The sequence below is a fragment of the Streptomyces sp. NPDC092370 genome (genome assembly GCF_044755265.1).
GTDB lineage: Bacteria > Actinomycetota > Actinomycetes > Streptomycetales > Streptomycetaceae > Streptomyces.
In genome coordinates this window covers 133,739-154,235 of the sequence record NZ_JBIVQO010000010.1, presented here as the reverse complement: position 1 = coordinate 154,235, position 20,497 = coordinate 133,739, and the positions used below count along the sequence as shown (strand labels likewise).

Here is a 20,497-nt window from a genome sequence, read left to right as displayed (position 1 = left end):
GTATGGCTCTCGCTCACCCCCCCGCCGCCCGCCCGTACATCGGGCGGGCGGCGGCCGGCCGGACCCTCGCCGGGGCCGCCCTGCTGGCCGCGGTGGCCGCGCTGCCGTGGCTGTCCGGCAGTGACCCCGCACGCACCGTGCTGCGGGCCCGCTCCGCGGATCAGGACCCGACGCCCGCGCAGCTGGCCGTCGTGCGCGAGCAGTTGGGCCTGGACCAAGGCCCTTGGGTCCACCTCGCGCACTGGCTGGGCGGCCTGCCCCACGGGGACGCGGGCGTCTCGTGGGTCTCCGGCGCACCGGTCATGCCGCAGGTGGGGACGGCTCTGTCGGTCTCCCTGACCCTGATGCTGGGCGCGTTCGCGGTCACGGTGCTGGTCGCCGCACTGGTGTGCGCCCGTACGGTCCTCCTCGGTTCCCGGCGCCGGCTGCGGCAGGACCGGGCCGGCACCACGGCCGCCGTCCTGGCGTCGCTGCCGAAGTTCCTGCTCGCCTCGGTGCTGGCCACCGTGTGCGGGGTGTGGTGGGGGTGGTTCCCGTCCAGCGGGTGGGACGGGCCGCGGTCGATGGTGCTGCCCTCACTCGCACTCGGCATCCCCTCGGGTGCGATGCTCGGCGGGATGCTCGACCAGGCACTGCCCGCCGCCTTCCACGAACCCTGGGCGCGCACCGCCTACGCCGTCGGGCTCCCGCCCCGTCACATAGGCCGCGACGCGCTGCGCCGCACCCTGCCCGGCATACTGCCGCAGCTGCTGCCCACCGTGGTGGCTCTGGTCGGCGGCGCGGTCGCCGTGGAGAAGATCTTCAACATTCCCGGGCTCGGCCGGCTCGCCCTGGACTCGGCCGTCGCGCAGGACCTCCCGGTGCTGCAGACGGCGACTCTGGCACTGGTCCTGCTCGGTGTCGCCGCGGGCATCCTGATCCGGGCCCTGCGTCACGCCCTCCTCGGCCGGCCTCTGCGCGACGGCGCCCTGCCGGCGCTGCACCACCCCCCGCTGACGGTGCCGCGTTCCCTGCGCTGGATCACCACCGCCTGCGCCCTCGCCCTGCTCGCCCTGGTCACGGCGGGCCTCCTGCGCGACCCCCTCCAGGTCGACACGGCGGCCCGACTGCTGCCCCCGTCCCTCGAACACCCCCTGGGCACCGACGCCCTGGGCCGTGACCTGCTGGCCCGGCTGGGCCATGGGGCGCTGCGCACCGCCGGAGTCGCCCTCGTCGTGACGGTGGTCAGCGCGGTCACCGGACTGCTGCTGGGCATGGCACCGCGGGCGAGCGCGGGCCCGATCGAGGTCGTGTCGACCCTGCCCGCCGTCCTCGCGGGCCTGCTGATCGTGGGCGTGACCGGGCCGTCGGTGTGGGGAGCCGCCGGCGCGGTGTGCGCGGTCGGCTGGAGCCCCTACGCCGCCCAGACCTCCGCGCTGCTGGAACAGGAACGCGCCAGCGGGCACATCGCCGCGTCCGTCGCGCTCGGCGCGGGACGACTGCACGTGCTGCGCCGCCACCTGCTCCCGGCGGTGATCCCGGCCCTCCTCCGCAACGCGCTGCTCCGGCTGCCCACGACCGTCCTGGTCCTCGCGTCCCTCGGCTTCCTGGGCCTGGGCGAACAGCCGCCCACCCCCGAGTGGGGCCGTCTCCTCTCGGAGAACCAGCCGTACGCCGAATTGGCCCCCTGGACCGTCCTGGGACCGGCCGCCGCGCTGGTGGTGCTGTCCGTGCTGGCGGTGACCGGTAGCGTGCTGGGACGCGGGAAGGGCGAATAGCACGCGCCCCGACCGGTGGGGGCTACCGGCCGGGGCGCCTGCTCCTCGCCCCTCGGGCGGGGTGCGTCTCGTCGAGTTTCGGACGTGGCGTGTTTCGTCGATCTTCAGGCGAGGTGCGTCTCCTCTGTCTTCGAGCGGGCTGCGGCTCGTCGGTCTTCCAGCGGGCCCGACTCGTCGGTCCTCAGACGAGGTGCGGCTCGTCGGTCACGTATCCGCGCCGCTTGTCGACGACGTTACGCAGGGGGCGGCCCTCGATGTGCCGGGTGAGGTTGTCGAGGAACACCTCGACGAGCGCCTCCCGTTCACCGGTCGTCTCGCCCGCCGTGTGAGGGGAGATCATCACGCCGGGCATGTCCCACAGTGGTGATTCGGCGGGCAGTGGTTCCTGGGCGAACACGTCCAGGGCGGCTCCGGCGAGCCGTCCGGCGGCGAGGTGGTCGACGAGCGCCTCCTCGTCGACCAGTCCGCCCCGGCCCACGTTGATCAGTCGTGCTCCCGGCTTCATCGCGGCCAGCACGGAGGCGTCGACCATGCCCCGGGTGTCCGGGGTCAGCGGCGCGGCCAGGACGACGTAGTCGGCCTGGGCGAGTGCCGTGTGCACGGTGGACGGGGCGTGGACGGTCCCGAAGTCGGGGTCGTCCGGGCGGGCTGTGCGGCCGGCGCCGCACACCCGCATGCCGGCGGCCGTCAGCAGCCGGGCGATGGCCCGCCCGATGGGTCCCGTGCCCCACACCAGCACAGTGCGGCCGGTGATGCCGTCACTGGGACGCGGACGCCACTCGCGGCGCTGCTGGTGCTCCCAGGTGCCGGGGAAGTCCTTGGCGAGGGAGAGGATCAGTCCGAGGACGTACTCGGCGGTCGGCTGGTCGTAGACACCCCGGGCGTTGGTCAGGACAACACCCGGATCGTCCACCAGGGCCGGGAAGAGAAAGGAGTCGACGCCCGCGGAGGACGCGTGGACCCAGCGGGGTGCTTTGTCGGGGTTGTCGGGCCAGGCTTCGCGGATGGCGGGGGTGATGGTGACCCAGGCCAGGAGGGCGTCGGCGCCGGGGAGGAGGTAGGGCAGTTCCTCTTCGGTGGCGTAGACGGTGTCCGCGAGCCGCTCGATGAGTCCTGTGGCCGGGGGCCGGTTGCCCCGGTACAGGACGACGAGGCGGTCGGGCATGTCAGGCTCCGGTGGGAATGGCGATGTACTTGTACTCGAGGAACTCGTCGATGCCGACGCGGCCGCCTTCGCGGCCCAGGCCGGACTGCTTGATCCCGCCGAAGGGTGCGGCGGGGTTCGAGACCAGGCCGGTGTTGAGGCCGATCATGCCGCTTTCGAGGCGTTCGGCGACGCGCAGGGCACGGTCGAGGTTCTGGGTGAACAGGTAGGAGGCCAGGCCGAATTCGGTGTCGTTGGCGGCGCTGACGGCCTCGTCCTCGGTGTCGAAGGTGACCAGGGCGGCGACGGGCCCGAAGATCTCGGTGTCGTTGATGGCAGCCTCGGCGGTGAGGCCGGCCAGGACGGTGGGCGGGTAGAAGCAGCCAGGACCTTCGGGGAGTTCACCGCCGGTCAGGACCATAGCGCCGTGTTTGACGGCGTCCTGCACGAGGTCGTGGGCTTTGCTGCGGGCGGTGGCGTCGATGAGGGGGCCGACGTCGGTGCCGGGTGCGGTGCCGGGGCCGACCCTCAGGGCGGCCATGCGGGCGGCGAGGCGGGCGGCGAACTCCTCGGCGATGGAGGTGTGGACGTAGATGCGGTTGGCGGCGCAGCAGGACTCGCCCATGTTGCGCATCTTGGCGACCATGGTGCCTTCGACGGCGGTGTCGAGGTCGGCGTCCTCGAAGACGATCAGAGGGGCGTTGCCGCCCAGTTCCATGGAGGTGCGGATGACGGTGTCGGCGCACTGGGCGAGCAGGATACGGCCGACGGCGGTGGAGCCGGTGAAGGAGAGCTTGCGGATCTGCCCGCCGCGCAGGAGGGGTTCGATGACGCCGGCGGCGTCGGTGGTGGTGACGATGTTCAGCACACCGGCGGGCAGGCCGGCTTCGGTGAGGATTCCGGCCAGGGCGAGGCTGGTCAGGGGGGTCTGGGGGGCGGGCTTGAGGACGACGGTGCAGCCCGCGGCGAGGGCCGGGCCGATCTTGCGGGTGCCCATGGCCAGCGGGAAGTTCCACGGGGTGATCAGCAGACAGGGGCCGACCGGCTGGCGGGTGACCAGCAGCCGGTTCTTGCCGTCGGGGGCGGTCATCATGCCGCCGTCGATCCGCACGGCCTCCTCGGAGAACCAGCGGAAGAACTCCGCGCCGTAGGCGACCTCGGCACGCGCCTCGGCCAGGGGCTTGCCCATCTCCAGCGTCATCAGCAGCGCGAGGTCCTCGGTGCGTTCGATGATCAAGTCGTAGGCGCGGCGCAGGATCTCACTGCGTACCCGGGGCGCGGTCGCGGCCCAGGCCGGCTGGGCGGCCACGGCGGCGTCGACGGCGCGCTGTCCGTCGGCCGGGGAGGCGTCGGCGACACGGCACAGTTCCTCGCCGGTGGCCGGGTCGTCGACCGACAGCGTCCGGCCGGACTCCGCGTCCTGCCAGCCACCACCGATGAACAACTGCTTGGGAACATCACGGACGACAGTCATCGTGGGTATCTCCTTGTGGGTGTAGAGGTGCTGCCGACCGGTCAGCGGATGCGGTCCAGCGTCTTGTAGTAGGCGCCGGCGAAGGGCAGGAACCAGGCCGTGCCGTTGTAGAGGGGGATGCGGGGCGGGGCGATGTCGCGGACGGGGCTGACCTCGGGGTGGCCGTCCATCACCTCGGCCATGACCTGTCCCATGTGGGTGGCCATCTGCACGCCGTGACCCGCGTATCCCATGGAGTAGTAGACGCCGTCGTCGGTCTGCCCGGCGTGCACGATGCGGTCCATGGCGAAGCCGACGGAGCCGCCCCACACGTACTCGATCTTCGTCCGGGAGAGTTGGGGGAAGATCTCGCACATCTCACGGAACAGGACGGCTCCGCTCTTCTTGTCCGACGTCGGGTCGGACGGTGCGAAGCGGGCCCGGCCGCCGAACAGCAGCCGGTTGTCCGGGGTGAGCCGGAAGTAGTGGCAGACCTTGTTGGAGTCGACGATGAGGCGGGCCTTGGGGATGATGTCCCGGGCGAGCTGCTCGCCGAGCGGCTCGGTGACGATGATGAAGCTGCCCACGCAGACCTGCTGGCGGCGCAGCCACGGGAAGTTCTTGTCGGTGTAGGCGTCGGTGGCCATCATGACCTGCCCGGCGCGGATCACACCGCGCTCGGTGCTGACCTCGTAACGGCCGGCGGCGGTACGCCGCACGCCGATGGCCGCGTTGCGCTCGTGGATCTCGACACCGGTGCGCTCGCACGCCTCCGCCATGCCGCGCACGAAGCGGCCCACGTGCAGTGCGGCGCTGAACGGGTCGAGCAGGCCGCCGTGGTAGGCGTCGGAGCCGATCTCGGAACGCAGTTCGGACTTGCTGATGAGGGTGGTCTCGTGGCCGAAGTACTTGGCCAGGTCGCGCTGCTGGGCCTTCTTGCTCTCGAAGTGGGCGGGGCGGGAGGCGACTCCGAGGCGTCCGACGCGACGGAACTGGCAGTCGATGGACTCCTCGTTCACGAGCCGTTCGACGGTGTCCACGGCCTCGCCGTAGGAGTTGTAGATTTCGCGGGCCCGTTCGAGTCCGTACCGGCGGATGGCCTGGCTCACGCCGATCGTGAAGCCCAGGTTCGCCATGCCGCCGTTGCGGGCGGAGGCCCCGGAACCGATCTGGCCCTTCTCGACGAGGGTGACGCGGGCGCCCTTGCGGGCGGAGTGGAGGGCGGTGGACAGACCCGTCAGGCCGGCGCCGACGACCACCAGGTCGGTGTCCTCGGTCAGTGGTTTGCCGGACCGGTCGGGAAACGCCCCAGCGGTTTCTATCCAGTAGGGAATCGTCTTCATGTCGGGTCCTTAGCGGGGAGTTTCGAAGGGGGGCAGCCGGGCACCACCAGGAGCCCGGCCGACGGGGCTGCGGTCGCTGATCAGCGGGGCTCGATCTGGCTGTCGGCCGTCACACCGTCTCGCCTGCGGGGTTGGCGACGCCTGCCGTGTTCTCGACCGACAGCAGGGAGCCCTGCTTTCCGGAGCCGATCCAGCGGACCAGGGCGACGATGCCCAGGGCGACGATCGCGAAGGCGGTCAGGAGCGCGCTGACGGCGGTGACGCTGGGGTCGATCTCGAAGGTCAGGGAGTTGTAGACCTGCACCGGCAGGGTGACGGTGTCGACGGAGGAGAGGAACTGGGAGATGTAGAACTCGTCGAAGCTGGTGATGAAGGAGAAGATCGCGGCCGCGATCATGCCGGGGGCGGCGAGGGGGAAGGTGATCTTCCGGGCGATCGTCATGCGTCCGGCGCCCATGCTGGCCGCGGCGTCCTCCAGGCGTTCGTCGATCCCGCGCAGGGTCGCGATCAGGATCAGCACCGCGATCGGCGAGGCCAGCACGGTGTGCCCGAGGGCGATGGCGATGGGGCTGCCCAGCATCGCGGCGGGCTCGAAGAGCAGGAACAGCCCGAGGGCGGTGACGATCTGCGGGATGACCAGCGGTCCCAGCACCAGGGCATAGACCGCGGAGCGCAGCGGGAGTTCGCTGCGCGTCAGGGCGGTCGCCGCGGTCACGCCGATGATCAGCGAGAACACCGTGCTGATGGCGGCGACGAACGCGCTCAGGGACAGGGCGGCGGGCCATTTGCTGCCGTCGGCGAACAGGGCCTTGTACCAGTTCAGCGTCCACGCCTCGGGCGGGAAGGCGGCGAAGGCGTTGTTGCTGAAGGAGGTGACGAGGATGACGACGATCGGCAGCGCCAGGAACAGCAGGATCACGGTGGCGATGGCGGTCAGGGCGATGCGTCCGGCGAGGCTGGTGCGCAGTTCCATCATGACGCGCTCCTCTTCTTACGGCTGGCGCCCAGGGAGGTGACGGCCTTGACCAGCAGCAGTCCGGCGAAGGTGAGCAGCAGCAGGATGACGCCTTGTGCGGCGGCCCCGTTCCACTGGTTCTCCTTGGTGACCTGCTGGTTGATGAGGGTGGCGATCATCGTCTGGTTGGGTCCGCCCATCAGGGCCGGGGTGATGTAGTAGCCCAGGGAGAGGATGAAGCTGAGCAGTCCGGCACTGGCCAGTCCGGGGGCGACCAGCGGCAGGTAGACCTTCCGGAAGATCGTCACCCGGCCGGCGCCCATGCTGGCCGCGGCCGCCATCAGCCGCCGGTCCACCCCGCGCATCACGCCGTACAGCAGCAGCACCGTGTACGGCAGCATCATCGAGGTGGTGCCGATGACCACACCGAGCTCGTTGTAGAGCAGCTGGAACGGCGCTCCGGGGACCGACATGGCGGCCAGGGTCTCGTTCACCATGCCCTTGTCGCCGAGCATGATGATCCAGCCGTAGGTACGCACCAGGGCACTGATGAAGTGCGGGACAACGACGACCAGCATCGCAAGGCCCGCCAGAATGGGCTTGAGCCGGGAGATCGCCTGGGCCAGGACGAACCCGAAGACGAGGCTCAGCACGGCTGTTTCGGCGGAGATCCGCAGCGTGGTGATCAGAACCGAGAGGTTGACCCCGGTCAGCGCCTCGGCGTACCAGTGCAGCGTGAACGATCCGTCCGCGTCCTTCAGGCTGAGCAGCAGGGTGCTGAAGATCGGGTAGATGAACAGCACCAGCAAGTAGACGACGACCGGCAGCGCGTAGAGAATCCCGACCCGGGTGCGGCGCGAGGCCAGGAGCTTGCGCGGACGGGCGGGCGCGGTGGCGGTGAGGGTGGCGGCCATGGCTCACCCTCCCTGTTCGGTGGGGAAGAGGTTGACGTCGTCGGGGTCGGCGGTGATCCCGACCCGTTCGCCGGCGACGGGGCCGCGGCCGGCCGGTACCTCCAGGCGCAGCAGCGGCGCATCCTTGCCGTCGATGCGCACACCGGCGCGGACCAGCGTGCCGACGTAGGTGGCGGTCTCGACCGTGCCGGTACAGAACCCGTCGTCGGTGGCGCAGGCCCGCAGCCGGCCCGGCTGCACAGCCACCTTCACCTGCGCGCCGGAGGCCAGGTCGTGACGGCGTGCCTTGATCAGGCCGCCACTGCCCTCGAGGCGGATCAGGGTGTGCTCGCCGTCTTGCTGCTCGATGCGGCCGGGCAGGAAGTTCGCCGCGCCGAGGAAGTCCGCCACGAAGGGGGTCCTGGGCCGCTCGAACAGCTCCCTGGGGGTGTCGAACTGCTCGATCAGGCCGTTGCGCATCACCGCGATGCGGTCGGACATGACCAGCGCCTCTTCCTGATCGTGCGTCACATAGATGACGGTCAGGCCGAGTTCCTGCTGGATGGTCTTGATCTCGACCTGGAGCTGGTCGCGCAGCTTCTTGTCCAGCGCGCCCAATGGCTCGTCCATGAGGATCACCGGCGGCCGGTAGACCAGCGCCCGGCACAACGCCACGCGCTGCTGCTGACCACCGGACAGTTCACGCGGCTTGCGCCCGGCGAACCGCGACAGGCCCGCGATCTCCAGCGTCTCCCCCACCCGGCGGCGGATCTCGTCCTTACCCACACCACGCAGCGTGAGCGGGAAGGCGACGTTCTCCTGCACGGTCATGTGCGGGAAGAGCAGGTACTGCTGGAACACGAAACCGAGGTTGCGCTTCTGCGGCGCCAACCGCGTCACGTCACGGCCGCCGACGGTGATGGTGCCGGAGTCCGGCTCACAGAACCCGGCGATCATCATCAGGGTCGTGGTCTTGCCCGACCCCGACGAGCCGAGGAAGGTGACGAACTCCCCGGCCGCGATCTCCATCGACGCCTCGTCCACGGCGACCACGTCACCGTAGGTCTTGCGCAGAGCCACCACCGACAGCGCCTTGCCGGTCGCGGTGGCCGGCTTGACGCCGGCCACCTTCACCGACGGTGTGGCAACACCGAAATCAGCCACGAGCCCACTCCAACCAGCGCTTGGTGACGGCCGACTCGTTCTTCAGCCACCAGTCGACATCCGCGTCGAAACCCTTGTCGTAGTACTTCGGCGCACCGGCGAGCGCGTTGCGCTCGGCCTCGGTGAGCTTGGCGTAGGCCACCGGGGAGGCCGGGTTCGACGGGAAGGCCTTCGCCAGGTTGGCCTGGCTCTCGGCGCTCAGCGCGAAGTCCATGAGCTGGTAGGCGCCGTCCACGTTGGCCGCGCCCTTGGCGATGGCGTAGCCCGAGAACTGGCGGCGCATACCGTTGAGCTGCCGCTCCACCGGCACGCCCTGCTTTTGCAGGTCGGCGATCCGGCCGTCCCAGACGGTGGACATCGTCACCTCCTGCCGGCTCAGCAGCACACCCGGCAGCGGGCCGCTGTCCCAGAACTTCTTGATGTTCGGCCGCAGCCGGGTCAGCACCTTGAAGGCACGGTCCACATCCAGCGGGTACAGCTTGTCCATCGGCACACCGTCGGCCAGCAGCGCGAACTCCAGCTCCGGCAGGTCACCGTCCGGGTGGACCATCGCACGAGAACCCTGGAACGTCTTGGTGTCCCAGAAGTCCGCCCACGACTGCGGCTTGCGACCATCGAAGGCGTCCGTGCGGTAGGCGATGCACTGCCCGTAGAAGCTGTGGCCGATGGCGTGGTCGGTGACCTGCGCCTGGGGGATCTTCGCGCTCTTCACGCTCTTGACCCGGTCCAGGTCCAGCGCCTCCAGCGCGTCCTGCTTGACGTACTTGGTGTGGGACATCATCGAGTTGTTGATCAGGTCGCACTGCGGCCGGCCCTGCTTGATCTGCGCCAGCAGCGGAGCGTCGTCCAGGTTGAGCACCTTGACGGCGATGCCGGTCTCCTGGGTGAACGGCGTGTAGATCGCCTTCTGCAGGGCCGCACCGTAGGAACCGCCGCTGTCACGGACGACCACCGTCTTGCCGCCCTTCCCACCGGCGCGGGTGGAAGCGGTGCGGCTGGTGCCGGTGCCACAGGCGCTGAGGGCGGTCGCGGCGGCGAGACCCGCCGTGGCTCCGCCGACGCCGCGCAGGAAGAGCCTGCGGTCTATACGGGCGTCTCTCATGGTGTGCCTCCTGGGGGTGGTGCTGAGGGGAAAGAGCGGCTGGGGATGAAGGGCTGAGCGCGGGGTCCGCCTCGTGTGATCCGAGGCCCGCGTCGGGGGTCGGGAGGGTGCCGATTCGCGTGGCCGGGCCGGGGTCCCACGGGACGGCCGGGGCGGCAAGTCGGTGCCGGGGACGACGGTGAGGCCGTGCATGCGGTGGAAGACGCGCCCGCCGGCCGGGGCGTGGACGTGTGCTCCCCGCCGTCGGCCGGGTCGATGATGCGGCCGAGGACGACGTCTCCGCCCGGTACTTCGCGTTTCACGCGGGCGTCGCCGACAAGCTCGGCGGGGTCCTTCGGGGCTGTGCGTGCGGGACGATGTGGGTCGGCGTCAGATGCCGAGCATGGTGTTGAGCTCGTCCAGGGACTTCACCGTCACGTAGTCATAGCCGTGGGTGACCGGGTCGTATCCGCGGTCCAGCAGAACCAGGTTGCGGAAGCCCATGTCGTGCATCGGCATGTGGTCGTAACGGGTGTGTGAGGCGACGTGGACGAAGTCCTCGGGGGAGGCGTCGAGCTGGTCGAGCATGTACTCGAAGGCGGCGTAGCGGGGCTTGTAGTAGCCGGCCTGCTCCGCGGTGAAGACCGCGTGGAAGTCCGCCCCGAGCCGGGGCACGCTCTCCTGCAGGAAGGAGTCGTCGGCGTTGGACAGGATGACGAGCTTGTAGTTCTCGCCCATCTTCTTCAGCGGTTCCGGCACGTCGGCGTGCGGGCCCCAGCTGCGCACGCCGTCGGCGAGCCGCTTGCCCGCGTCCGGGGCCGCCTTGATGCCCCACTTGCGGCAGACCCGCTCGAAGGAGTCCTGGAGCACCTGCTCGTAGGGGTAGTACTCGCCACGGACCTGGTCGTAGCGGTAGCCGCGGAACTCCTTGACGAACTGGTCCCACTGCTCGGCGGGGATCTGGTCGCCGACGAGCTCACGCGTGATGGGCGTCATCGGCCATTCGATCAACGTGCCGTAGCAGTCGAAGGAGACGTACTTCGGGCGGAACTGGAACGAGGGAATGGGCATGGAAGTGCTCCGCTTTCTTGCTTCACAGAGGTGGATGGGCGGTCGTGTGCCGGGGATCAGGCGGCGCCGGCTCCGGCCGGTGCGAGGAAGCCGACGGGATGGTCCGTGGTGCCGTCGAGCGCCAGGTCGGCGGCGATCTCGCCCATGGCGGGCGAGAGCTTGAAGCCGCTGCCGGAGAATCCGGCCATGACGATGATGTCGTCCTCGCCGGGGAGATGACCGACGAGCGGGTTTCCGGACTCGGTGTAGCCCTCCATGTAGACCGACAGCCTGATGGGATCGGGGTTCAGATCGGGCATGAGTTCACCGATGAGCTCGCGGAAGGTGGCGAGTTCTTCGGGGCGGACCGTGCGGTCGAGTCGTTCCGGGTCGGGTACCGGCAGATAACGGGCGAAAGACAGGCCCAGCTTGACGGAGATGCCGTCGGGCGACGGGAGCCCGTAGCAGTCGTGGGGTGTGCTGCGTACGAAGGCGGGGGCGCCGCCCGCGAACCAGTCGTGGCGGGTGGGCAGATGCCAGGAGCTGATCAGCCGGCGGATGTCGACGGTCTGGGGGAGGTCCGGAAGCAGGGTGTTGATCCAGGGGCCGACGGTCACCACGGCGGTGTCGACGTGGTCCGTGCCCTGGTCGGTGACGATGTGCACGCCGCCGCCCGCCGCGGGGGCGATCTCCCGCACCGTGGTGTAGCGGTGCAGCCGGGCACCCAATTGTTCGGCGCGGGTGGCGGCGGCCTGGATCGACGCCTCCGGCCGGATGATGCCGCCCCTCCGGTCGAGGACGGCGGTGTGCCCGTCCGGGAGACGGTGCTGAGGGTACCGGCGGGCGAGTTCCTCGCGGTCCAGTACCTCGTGGTCCAGCCGGTGGGTGGTGCTTTCGGAGAGGAGGAGGCGCATCGACGGGGACGCGGTCTCGCCCATCACCAGGCATCCGCTGCGGCGGCGCAGCGAGAAGCCGGTTTCGCGCTGGAGCCGGTCCCACATCCCGTCCGCGAGCCGCAGCAGCGGAATGTACCCGGGGTCACCGAGATGCACGGCGCGGAAGATGCGGGTCTCGCCCCCGGCCGCGCCGCGGTCGTGACCCGGCGCGTACCGGTCGTAGCCGATGACCTCGGCTCCGCGGGCGGCAAGTCGCCACATGACCTGGCTGCCCATGCTGCCGGCACCGATCACGGCGACGCGCTTCTGGTTGCGCATGAGTCGCTCCTTTCGCCGGGGTGGGCTGGGTGGCAGGGATGCCCCGGACCGGTGCGGACACCGTGCCGACCCTTGCGGTTCGGCCCTGCCGGGGATGGCGTTCACTTTCGACCCGCCGGAACCCGCAGGTCAACCCACACTGTGTTCCACCTCGCCGGCTTCTCGAGACGGTTTGTCATGGCGGGGAACAAGGCTTCGGAAAGTGTTCTCCGCCCTCTTGTCACGGTGGGGGGCCGATGCGATGGTGACCCCCGGATCCTTCGGAAGAAAGCACCCCCTATGCCGCCCAGCCGTCCCGCAACCGGGCACTTCCCGACCATCACGGAGGTTCTTCGCCTGCCCGTGCTGGCCGAGGGGATGCCGCGGGTGCTGGCCGGTGGGTCGCAGCTGAACCGCGCGGTGCGCTGGGTGCATGTCACCGAACTGCTCAATCCGGCCGACTTCCTGGAGGGCGGTGAGCTGGTGCTGACGACCGGCATGCCGTACCCGGAGGACGCCTCCGAGCTGCGCGATTACGTCGACCAGCTCGCCGATGTCGGCGCGGCCGGCCTGATCGTGGAGCTCGGTCACCGCTATCGGAAGGTGCCCGAGGAGCTGGTGGCGGCCTGCCGGGCGCGCGAGGTGCCGTTGGTCGAGCTGGCCCGTGGTGTCCGCTTCATCGACGTCACGCAGACGGTGCACGCGCTCATCCTCGACGCCCAGGGGGCACTGCTGCGCCGCGGCAGGGACATCCAGGACATCTTCACCGGTCTGACGTTGCGGGGCGCGAGTCCCGAGGAACTGGTGCACACGACCGCGGAGCTCACCGGAGCGCCCGTGGTGCTGGAAGATCTCACCCACCGGGTCCTGATGTGCGAGCTGCTCGGGCGGCCGTACGAGCCGGTCGTGTCGGCCTGGTCCCGGCGCTCCCGGGCCGCGCCGACCCTGGAGAAGGTCGCGCCGAGCGGCCCGGAGGGATGGCTGATCGCCCCGGTGCAGGACCACCACGGAACGTGGGGGCGGCTGGTCCTGCTGGACAGCCGGCTGAACACGGAGCCCGACCCCGAGCACGTCCTGGTCCTGGAGCGTGCGGCGGTCGCGCTGACCATGGCACGCCTGGCCGGGCCGGCCTGGTGGGAGCGCCGGGCCCACCGCTCCGTGCTGCGGGACCTGTGCGAACGGCGTTTCCGCTCCCCCGCCGACGCCCGCGCCCGCGCCGAGGCGCTGGGGTTGCCGGCCTTCGGGCACCGTCTCTTCGCCGTCGTCATCCGCCACGCCCAGCGCGGCGGTGAGGGCGAGCAGCTCGACGAGCGGATCGCGAAGGCTCTGGCACAGACCGGCATCCGCGCCCTGGTCGGTGAGACGGCTCCGGGACGGATCGGTGTACTCCTCGCCCTGGCGCAGGCCAGTGCCTGGCAGCCGGTCGCCGAGCGGATCGGCCGTCTCGTCCGTGAGGAACTCGGTCCGGAGGCCGTCGTCGCCGTCGGCCCGGGTGTCACCGACCTCTTCGGGATCGCCCGGTCGTGGCAGGAGGCCGAGCAGACGGCGGAGGCCATCACACCGGCGTCCCCGGAGCGGTGGTTCTACGTCCCCGCCGATGTCCGGCTGCCGGAACTCCTGGGTGTCCTGTGCGCGGACACCCGTCTCCAGCGCTACGCGGAACGGCAGCTGACCCGCCTCATCGAGCACGACGACCGCAACAGCGGCGACCTGCTGCCGGCGCTGCGCGCCTATCTGGCGGCCGCCGGCAACAAGTCGGACGCGGCGAAGCGGGCCGGCATGTCCCGGCAGGCGTACTACCAGCGCCTCCACACCATCGAACGGCTTCTCGGCTGCGACCTGGAATCAGGCCTGCAGCGCACGTCCCTGCACGTGGCGGTACTGGTCCTGGACGCACGCGGAGCAGTCTTGCCCGGCGCGTGAGGAGTGCCGGCCGTCACGCGGAGCAGCCCCGATCCCGAGACACATCAGGTCCTGGTGCAGCCGCTCGAGGTCGATCAACGGGCACCTCCCGCGGGTGAGACACGGGCGTATTCACGGGGCGTCGCTCGCATTCTCAGCGTCGCGCCGTCCTCTTGCCCCCAGGGAATGCCGGTGCCGACTTCTCGGTATGTGACACCTGACGTTCTGTGGTCACATCCGTCAGCGCCGCACCCTCGGCATCCCCAGGCCGATCCACGAGATGATCTCCCGCTGGATCTCGTTGTTGCCGCCGCCGAAGGTGAAGATCACGGCCGAGCGGTAGCCGCGTTCCAGTTCGCCGTGCAGGACCGCGCCGGCCGAGCCGTCCTTCAGGGCGCCGGGGGCCGCGACGATCTCCATGAGCCAGGCGTAGGCGTCCCGGCGGGCCTCGGAGCCGTAGACCTTGACGGCTGAGGCGTCCTGCGGGGTGAGGGTGCCGTCCTGGACCGCGCCGACCATCTGCCAGTTCAGCAGTTTCAGCGCGTCCAGGCGGGTGTGGGTGCGGGCCAGGAGGCGGCGTACCCAGGACAGATCGACGACGCGGCGGCCGTCGGCGAGCTTGGTCTCCGTCGCCCAGCGCCGCACGTCGTGCAGGGCGCGGATCGCCATGGTGCCGTGGGCGGCCAGGGTCACGCGCTCGTGGTTGAGCTGGTTGGTGATCAGCCGCCAGCCCTGGTTCTCGGCGCCGACCCGGTGGGAGACGGGGACGCGGACGTTCTCGTAGTAGCTGGCGGTGGTGTCGTGGGAGGCGAGGGTGTTGATCAGGGTGCAGGAGTAGCCGGGGTCGGAGGTCGGCACCAGGAGCATGGTGATGCCCTTGTGCGGCGGGGCGTCCGGGTCGGTGCGCACGGCCAGCCACACCCAGTCGGCCGTGTCGCCGTTGGTGGTCCAGATCTTCTGACCGTCGACGACGTAGTCGTCGCCCTGGCGTACCGCCCTGGTGCGCAGGGACGCCAGGTCGGTGCCGGCGCCGGGCTCGCTGTAGCCGATGGCGAAGTCGATCTCGCCGGAGAGGATCCTCGGCAGGAAGTACGCCTTCTGCTCGTCGGTGCCGTACTGCATGATCGTCGGGCCGACGGTGTTCAGTGCCATGAGCGGCAGCGGGACGCCGGCCTGGGCGGCCTCGTCGAAGAAGATGAACTGCTCCATGGCCGTCAGGCCGCGTCCGCCGTACTCGGTCGGCCAGCCCACTCCGAGCCAGCCGTCCCTCCCGAGCCGCCGGATGGTCTCGCGGTAGAACCGCTTCTGGTGGGCCGGGTCGCCGTTCCGGGCGTACCGGTGGTCCGGGACCAGTTCGGCGAAGTAGGACCGCAGTTCGGTGCGCAGCCGCTGCTGCTCGGGCGTGTATTCGAGGTGCACGGCGCCTCCAGGCTCCCAAGGCCGGTCCTGTCGGCGCACACCGTAGAACGTGTTTCAGAAATTGGGAATGGCGTTGTCAGTTCAGGGTGGCGAGGAAGTCCGTGCACGCGCGTGCGCATGCCCGGCATGCCGCCGCCGAGTCCTCCGCTCCTGGTTGTCGGTCGAAGACGTGGGCGGCCTCCAGGCACACGGTCCGGCACCACTCCACCTGGACCCGGATGCTGCTCTCGTCCACCTGGTTCTGCTCGGACAGCACACGGCAGGTCGCGTCGCAGACCTCCGCGCACATGATGCCCTTGCGCCGTACGAGTTCCTGGTTCTCGGTGCCGTCGGGATCCACGAGGCTCGCGCGCAGCGCGCAGGCCCGCGCGCACTCGGTGCACGCCTGCGCACAGGCGAATCGGTCCTCCAGGAACCGGAACAGCTCCTGCTGGGATGTCGTCGAAGTCACACCGCGCGGGTAGCCCCGGTGGATGCCGGTCAAACACGGTGTCCCAAGGGTTCCGTCCGGCGCGGCGGCCGCCTGTGCCCAGCGGGTTCACGGAGGGGAGCAGGGGTACCCGCGTGCCATGAATAGCGCATGGATGGAGATGGCCGCGGGCCGTGGCGCCGTCGGCATCGGGCTGATCGTGGCGGGTGTGGTGGTCGTGGCCCTGCTGCTGGGGGCCTTCGTCCTCGGCGTCCGCGTCAAGCGCAGGGAACTGCCCACACCGCGTCCGGACGAGCAGCCGCGGCTGCCCGACGGGGGGCCGGTCCGCGAGACGAGTGAGCGCCGGGAGCCCGAGGAGGTTCCCAGGAGCGAGGACCGCCTGACCCCGCACCAGCTGAAGGGGCACGGCAACATGAGCGACCGGACGAGCCCGTCGCAGGAACGCCCTCGCTGGAACGACGGCAGCAGCGGTTCCTTCGGCAGCGGAGGCCCGGGCGGCGGCTGAGCCCAGGACGCCGACGGCCCGGCAGCCGAACGAAGGGGCCCGTGCTTGTGCACGGGCCCCTTCGCATGCCCGCGGCCGACCCCACGGGAGTGAGGTGGGTCACAGGTTTCGAGTGCATCGTGCGCCGGGGTCCAGCGTCTTTGGAGAGGTGTAGGGGGCCACGTGAGACGCAGGACGGTGAGGATGGAGCAGGTGGGGGGGGCGGACGGCTTCGACGAGTAGGCGGCCGCCCGTTGGCCTGCGCTGATGCCGTCATGTCCACCGCCGGGCCCGGCGGCATACCCCGGGCCTTGCGAATCTGCCGGGCGGCGTCCTTGGCCGTGGTCGGCGGGACCGGCGTGTCGTGCCGGTGTGCCCAACCCGCAGCGAGGAGGCGTGCATGGGTGCCGAGCCACGACTGGCCGACGTCGCCGAGCCGGACCCCGTTCAGCAGGCAGCCCCGAGTACGGACCAGGCCGTCAAGGAGACCCTGGAGGACTGCACCCTCCGCTTCGCTCCGCGCAGTTACCGGCGCTGGACGCCGATGGTGGCTTCTACTCGCACTGCGCGATCGCCTGGGTCGTCACCGTGGCCACCGACATCAACGTCAACAAGTACGGCTGAAGCTGTCCCCGCACGCCCCCGAGTTCCGCCGCGGCATGCTCTACGCCGTTACCCCGTCGGGGTCGTCTCCTTCGTCGCCGCCTCGGGGCTGTCGATCGTCCTGTACTTCCACATCCTCGGCGACCCGCTCCAGCCCTGCTCCCCCGTCGCCGCGGCCGTCATCGCGTTCGTCCTCACGCCGCTGATGGCCGTCGTCACCAAGGGCCGTTACTACCTGCGCCGCACCGACGACGGTATCGCCGAGCCCCTCCTGGACGCGGACGGCAACCCCAGCGCCGTCGGTTACGAGTGCCATGTGTGCGGCAGCAGTTCGAGTGGCCGGACGTCGCGGCCTGCCGAACGCACGACGCGTCGTCTGCTCGCTGTGCCTGAGCGCCGACAAGGTCGGCGCCCATGTCCTGCCGGCGGTCTGACCCGTGAGGCGGGAGCGCGGGCGGGCGCTCCCGCCCCACGGCACGTTCCAGATCGGTCTCGGACGCGATGTGCGGCACCCGACGAGGGGCGGCTTCGGGGCCCGGACGGCATACTGATCCCGCGCCGCGCAATGATCAGGCCGACGGTCGGAGAGAGGGGATGACGGGACGTGACCACCGAAGAGCCGGATGGGCGGGGAACTCCCCACGAGCCGCCCGGTGTTCCCCCGGTCCCCGACGAGGTGTGGCTGAGGTTCCTCACCGACAGCGAGTCCGCCATACGCGTCTCCGCTCCCAGAGAACCCTCCGCCGACGAGCGGGCTGGCGGACTGCGGCTCCAACCCCCGCACGCCGTCGGTGACCTGTGGCAGCCGGAGGACCTGTGGGTCCGCGTGGCGTGGGGTGACCTGGACCGCCGGGCCAAGGTCCGGCGCGCGGGACGGGTCGTCGCCACGGCGGCCGCCGTCGCCCTGGCCCTGGGTGCCTGGTCCCAGCTGTCCACCGGGGCGGGCACCGGTCACCGGCCCGGCGAGAGCACGGTGCGGCAGGTCGAGGGGGCGACCGCGCGGCTGCCCACCGCGACACCTCTCCCCTCCGCATCCCTCTCCCCACAGCCGTCCCGATAGCCACGCAGGACGGGTGCGGTGGCGCCCCGCCGCCTAGGATCAGCCACACAGGCCGGATCTGGACGCTCGTCCGGGCGGCCCCCCGCAGGCCAGGAACGCGCAAGCAGACCGAAGGGGGACGGAGATGAGCGCGCCACGCCTCAGCAGCACCCCGTTGCCGGGCATAGGAGTCCGCTACGACCTGACGACACGGGAGAGCCGGCGCCTGTCGGTGGTCGCGCACCGCGACGGGCACCGGACGATCAGCGCCTACCGCGAGGACGACCCGGACGCCTGCGACCTCTCGGTGCGGCTGACGTCCGAGGAGGCCACCACCCTCATCGACGCCCTGATGCCGGCGCACCACACCCCGAACCTGCTGTCCACCACCGACCTGGGGCTCGTCGCCGAGCGGATCGAGCTGCCCGCCTCCGCACACTTCAGCGGGCGGCTGCTGGGGGAGTCCCGGATCCGTACCGAAACCGGTGCGTCCGTGGTGGCGGTGCTGCGCCGGGCTGAGGCGATTCCCTCTCCCACCCCGGACTTCCGGCTGGCCGGTGGCGACACCCTCATCGTCATCGGGACCCGCGAGGGCGTGGAGGCGGCCGCCGCGATACTCGGGCGGGAGTGACCCGCCATGCACTCCTCCGCGGTCTTCCTGATCGAGTTCGGCTGTCTCATCCTCGGGCTCGGGCTGCTCGGCCGCTTCGCCGGGCGCTTCCGCTTCTCGCCGATCCCCCTCTACCTGCTGGCCGGGCTCGCCTTCGGGGAGGGCGGCCTGCTGCCGCTGGGCGCCAGCGAGGACTTCGTCGCCGTCGGCGCCGAGATCGGGGTCGTCCTCCTGCTGCTCATGCTGGGCCTCGAGTACACGGCCACCGACCTCGTCTCCCACCTCAGAACCCACTACCCCGCCGGGCTCCTGGACGCCGTCCTCAACGCCCTGCCGGGCGCGGTGCTGGCCCTGCTGCTCGGCTGGGGCCCGGTCGCGGCCGTCGTCCTGGCCGGTGTCACCTGGGTCTCCTCCTCCGGCGTCATCGCCAAGATCCTCGGCGACCTGGGGCGGCTGGGCAATCGTGAGACGCCGGCCATCCTGAGCATCCTGGTCCTGGAGGACCTTTCCATGGCGGTGTACCTGCCCATCGTCACGGCCCTGCTGGCCGGGGTGGGTCTGGCCGCGGGCGGCATCACCCTGGCCATCGCCGTGGGCGTGGTGACCCTGGTGCTGGTCCTCGCGGTGCGCTTCGGCCGCCACGTCTCCCGCTTCGTCTCCAGCGACGATCCGGAGAAGCTGCTGCTGGTCGTCCTCGGCGTGACACTCGTGGTCGCCGGTCTCGCCCAGCAGTTGCAGGTGTCGGCCGCGGTGGGCGCCTTCCTGGTCGGCATCGCGCTGTCGGGCGAGGTCGCCGAGGGCGCGACGAGTCTGCTGGCGCCGCTGCGGGACCTGTTCGCCGCCGTGTTCTTCGTCTTCTTCGGCCTGCACACCGACCCGGCGAGCATTCCGCCCGTCCTGCTGCCCGCCCTCGCCCTGGCGGCCGTCACCACCGTCACGAAGATCACCACGGGATACTGGGCCGCGCGCCGTGCCGGGATCGGGCCCAGGGGCCGCTGGCGGGCCGGCGGCACGCTCGTGGCCCGCGGCGAGTTCTCCATCGTCATCGCCGGGCTCGCCGTGACCTCCGGCATCGAGCCCGCACTCGGCCCCCTGGCCACGGCGTACGTCCTCATCCTGGTCCTGCTCGGCCCTCTGACCGCCCGTTGGACGGAGCCGCTGGCCACACACCTGACCGGCCGCCCGCGCCGGGCGGCAGGGTCAGGGGCCACGCCACCCGTTCCGCCGGGCGCGCACGAGGCCCTCGGCGACCAGGACACGGTGGGCCGCGCCTGAACACGCCACCGGGGCGGCAGACACAGGGCGCGGGACGGGCCCCGCCGTCCTCAGCCCGTCTTCCGCCCCCTGCACGTGTCGATCCGCTCCCACTCCGCGTCCCACCAGGCCAGGCGCCACCGGTCCAGGGCCAGGCGGGTCAGCCACATGGTTCCCAGGACCGTGCCGCCCGCGAAGGCCCCCGCGAGTGCGCCGCCCATGGCCGTGTGCAGCCAGGCCTCGGCGTCGGACACCGGTGGGGCCGTGATGTCACCGCTGCGGTTCACCCACACGGAGATGGTGCTCCCCGCAGGAGCCTTGGGCGCCACCCGGGCCTCATCCCGGTGGGTCGAGCCGTCGGGCGCGGTCCACCGCACCTTGCCCCACACCCGGTGGTCACTCGCCGCGCGGGCCGGCGAGGGGCCGGGCGCGTCCTCGACGACCACGGCCGAGACCTGGCGGCTCTCGGCTCGCTGCCGTTCGACGGCCCGCTCGACCGAGCCCGCCGCCAGCAGTCCGGCGAGCAGTCCGCCGAGCAGCGCGAGCACCCAACCCCCGAGCACGACCCACGCTTCGACGACGTCGACGCGCCGTTTGAGCGCATTGCGTCGCCACCGCCACCACCGCACGGTCACGCGCTCCGAAGATCCCATCGGCCGACACCCCCTCGTGAGCACCGGCAGCACCCTTCCAGTGTGCGCCTGACAGCGGCTGGAGCGCACC

The 20,497-nt window shown here is 70.9% G+C and carries 18 protein-coding genes and 1 pseudogene; 7 read left to right on the top strand and 12 right to left on the bottom strand.

Going from position 1 to position 20,497, the window contains the following annotated elements:
* The first annotated feature begins 2 nt into the window (after positions 1 to 2).
* The gene (locus ACIQHQ_RS27550; RefSeq protein ID WP_402616425.1) at positions 3 to 1,757 is read left to right on the top strand and encodes an ABC transporter permease subunit; all 1,755 of its coding nucleotides are present in this window, start codon (positions 3 to 5) and stop codon (positions 1,755 to 1,757) included.
* Positions 1,758 to 1,938: 181 nt separating this feature from the next.
* Here the strand turns inward: ACIQHQ_RS27550 and ACIQHQ_RS27545 are convergent, their stop codons facing one another.
* The 9 genes from ACIQHQ_RS27545 to solA all read right to left on the bottom strand — a co-directional run bounded on the left by ACIQHQ_RS27545 (position 1,939) and on the right by solA (position 12,054).
* Positions 1,939 to 2,922, bottom strand: coding sequence for a D-2-hydroxyacid dehydrogenase (locus tag ACIQHQ_RS27545; protein WP_402616423.1), 984 nt, complete (start codon positions 2,920 to 2,922; stop codon positions 1,939 to 1,941).
* Position 2,923: 1 nt separating this feature from the next.
* Positions 2,924 to 4,375: an NAD-dependent succinate-semialdehyde dehydrogenase gene (locus ACIQHQ_RS27540; RefSeq protein WP_402616420.1), complete on the bottom strand. Its 1,452-nt coding sequence runs from the start codon at positions 4,373 to 4,375 to the stop codon at positions 2,924 to 2,926.
* 41 nt (positions 4,376 to 4,416) lie between these two features.
* Entirely contained in the window at positions 4,417 to 5,697 is a 1,281-nt protein-coding gene (locus ACIQHQ_RS27535) for an NAD(P)/FAD-dependent oxidoreductase (protein ID WP_402616417.1), read from the bottom strand.
* 109 nt (positions 5,698 to 5,806) lie between these two features.
* The gene (locus ACIQHQ_RS27530) at positions 5,807 to 6,673 is read right to left on the bottom strand and encodes an ABC transporter permease (protein WP_402616414.1); all 867 of its coding nucleotides are present in this window, start codon (positions 6,671 to 6,673) and stop codon (positions 5,807 to 5,809) included.
* Entirely contained in the window at positions 6,670 to 7,566 is an 897-nt protein-coding gene (locus ACIQHQ_RS27525; RefSeq protein ID WP_402616411.1) for an ABC transporter permease, read from the bottom strand. Before ACIQHQ_RS27525 ends, ACIQHQ_RS27530 begins: the two co-directional genes overlap by 4 nt.
* 3 nt (positions 7,567 to 7,569) lie before the next feature.
* On the bottom strand, positions 7,570 to 8,709 hold the full coding sequence (locus ACIQHQ_RS27520; RefSeq protein ID WP_402616409.1) for an ABC transporter ATP-binding protein: 1,140 nt from the start codon (positions 8,707 to 8,709) through the stop codon (positions 7,570 to 7,572).
* Complete coding sequence (locus ACIQHQ_RS27515; protein ID WP_402616406.1) at positions 8,702 to 9,811, bottom strand: ABC transporter substrate-binding protein; 1,110 nt, start codon at positions 9,809 to 9,811, stop codon at positions 8,702 to 8,704. The genes ACIQHQ_RS27520 and ACIQHQ_RS27515 overlap by 8 nt, the downstream gene beginning before the upstream one ends.
* A 369-nt stretch (positions 9,812 to 10,180) precedes the next feature.
* Complete coding sequence (locus tag ACIQHQ_RS27510; RefSeq protein ID WP_402616403.1) at positions 10,181 to 10,861, bottom strand: haloacid dehalogenase type II; 681 nt, start codon at positions 10,859 to 10,861, stop codon at positions 10,181 to 10,183.
* 56 nt (positions 10,862 to 10,917) lie between these two features.
* Positions 10,918 to 12,054 carry an N-methyl-L-tryptophan oxidase gene (solA, locus tag ACIQHQ_RS27505; protein WP_402616400.1) on the bottom strand — a complete coding sequence of 379 codons (1,137 nt, stop codon included), beginning with the start codon at positions 12,052 to 12,054 and terminating at the stop codon, positions 10,918 to 10,920.
* A gap of 279 nt (positions 12,055 to 12,333) precedes the next feature.
* Here solA and ACIQHQ_RS27500 point away from each other — a divergent pair, with 279 nt between their 5' ends.
* Positions 12,334 to 13,956 (top strand): PucR family transcriptional regulator, encoded by a 1,623-nt coding sequence (locus ACIQHQ_RS27500; RefSeq protein ID WP_402616397.1) that lies wholly within the window; start codon positions 12,334 to 12,336, stop codon positions 13,954 to 13,956.
* A 219-nt stretch (positions 13,957 to 14,175) separates the two neighbouring features.
* Here ACIQHQ_RS27500 and ACIQHQ_RS27495 read toward each other — a convergent pair whose 3' ends face one another.
* Together ACIQHQ_RS27495 and ACIQHQ_RS27490 are read right to left on the bottom strand one after the other, a co-directional pair.
* Positions 14,176 to 15,354 (bottom strand): acyl-CoA dehydrogenase family protein, encoded by a 1,179-nt coding sequence (locus ACIQHQ_RS27495; protein WP_402616394.1) that lies wholly within the window; start codon positions 15,352 to 15,354, stop codon positions 14,176 to 14,178.
* A 76-nt stretch (positions 15,355 to 15,430) separates the two neighbouring features.
* Complete coding sequence (locus ACIQHQ_RS27490) at positions 15,431 to 15,805, bottom strand: ferredoxin (protein WP_390985175.1); 375 nt, start codon at positions 15,803 to 15,805, stop codon at positions 15,431 to 15,433.
* Between the two features lie 118 nt (positions 15,806 to 15,923).
* Between ACIQHQ_RS27490 and ACIQHQ_RS27485 the strand changes: the two genes are divergently transcribed.
* From ACIQHQ_RS27485 to ACIQHQ_RS27465, 5 genes and pseudogenes are all read left to right on the top strand, one after another.
* On the top strand, positions 15,924 to 16,289 hold the full coding sequence (locus ACIQHQ_RS27485) for a DUF6479 family protein (protein WP_390985178.1): 366 nt from the start codon (positions 15,924 to 15,926) through the stop codon (positions 16,287 to 16,289).
* Between the two features lie 528 nt (positions 16,290 to 16,817).
* A pseudogene (locus ACIQHQ_RS27480) lies at positions 16,818 to 17,305 on the top strand (allantoin permease); the annotation flags it as partial.
* Between the two features lie 170 nt (positions 17,306 to 17,475).
* A complete protein-coding gene (locus tag ACIQHQ_RS27475) occupies positions 17,476 to 17,931 on the top strand; it encodes a hypothetical protein (protein WP_402616391.1) in 456 nt (151 codons plus the stop codon).
* Between the two features lie 124 nt (positions 17,932 to 18,055).
* Positions 18,056 to 18,541, top strand: coding sequence for a cation:proton antiporter regulatory subunit (locus ACIQHQ_RS27470; RefSeq protein WP_402616388.1), 486 nt, complete (start codon positions 18,056 to 18,058; stop codon positions 18,539 to 18,541).
* Positions 18,542 to 18,547: 6 nt separating this feature from the next.
* On the top strand, positions 18,548 to 19,795 hold the full coding sequence (locus tag ACIQHQ_RS27465; RefSeq protein ID WP_402616385.1) for a cation:proton antiporter: 1,248 nt from the start codon (positions 18,548 to 18,550) through the stop codon (positions 19,793 to 19,795).
* 50 nt (positions 19,796 to 19,845) lie between these two features.
* Here the strand turns inward: ACIQHQ_RS27465 and ACIQHQ_RS27460 are convergent, their stop codons facing one another.
* On the bottom strand, positions 19,846 to 20,427 hold the full coding sequence (locus ACIQHQ_RS27460) for a hypothetical protein (RefSeq protein ID WP_402616382.1): 582 nt from the start codon (positions 20,425 to 20,427) through the stop codon (positions 19,846 to 19,848).
* Between the last annotated feature and the right edge of the window lie 70 nt (positions 20,428 to 20,497).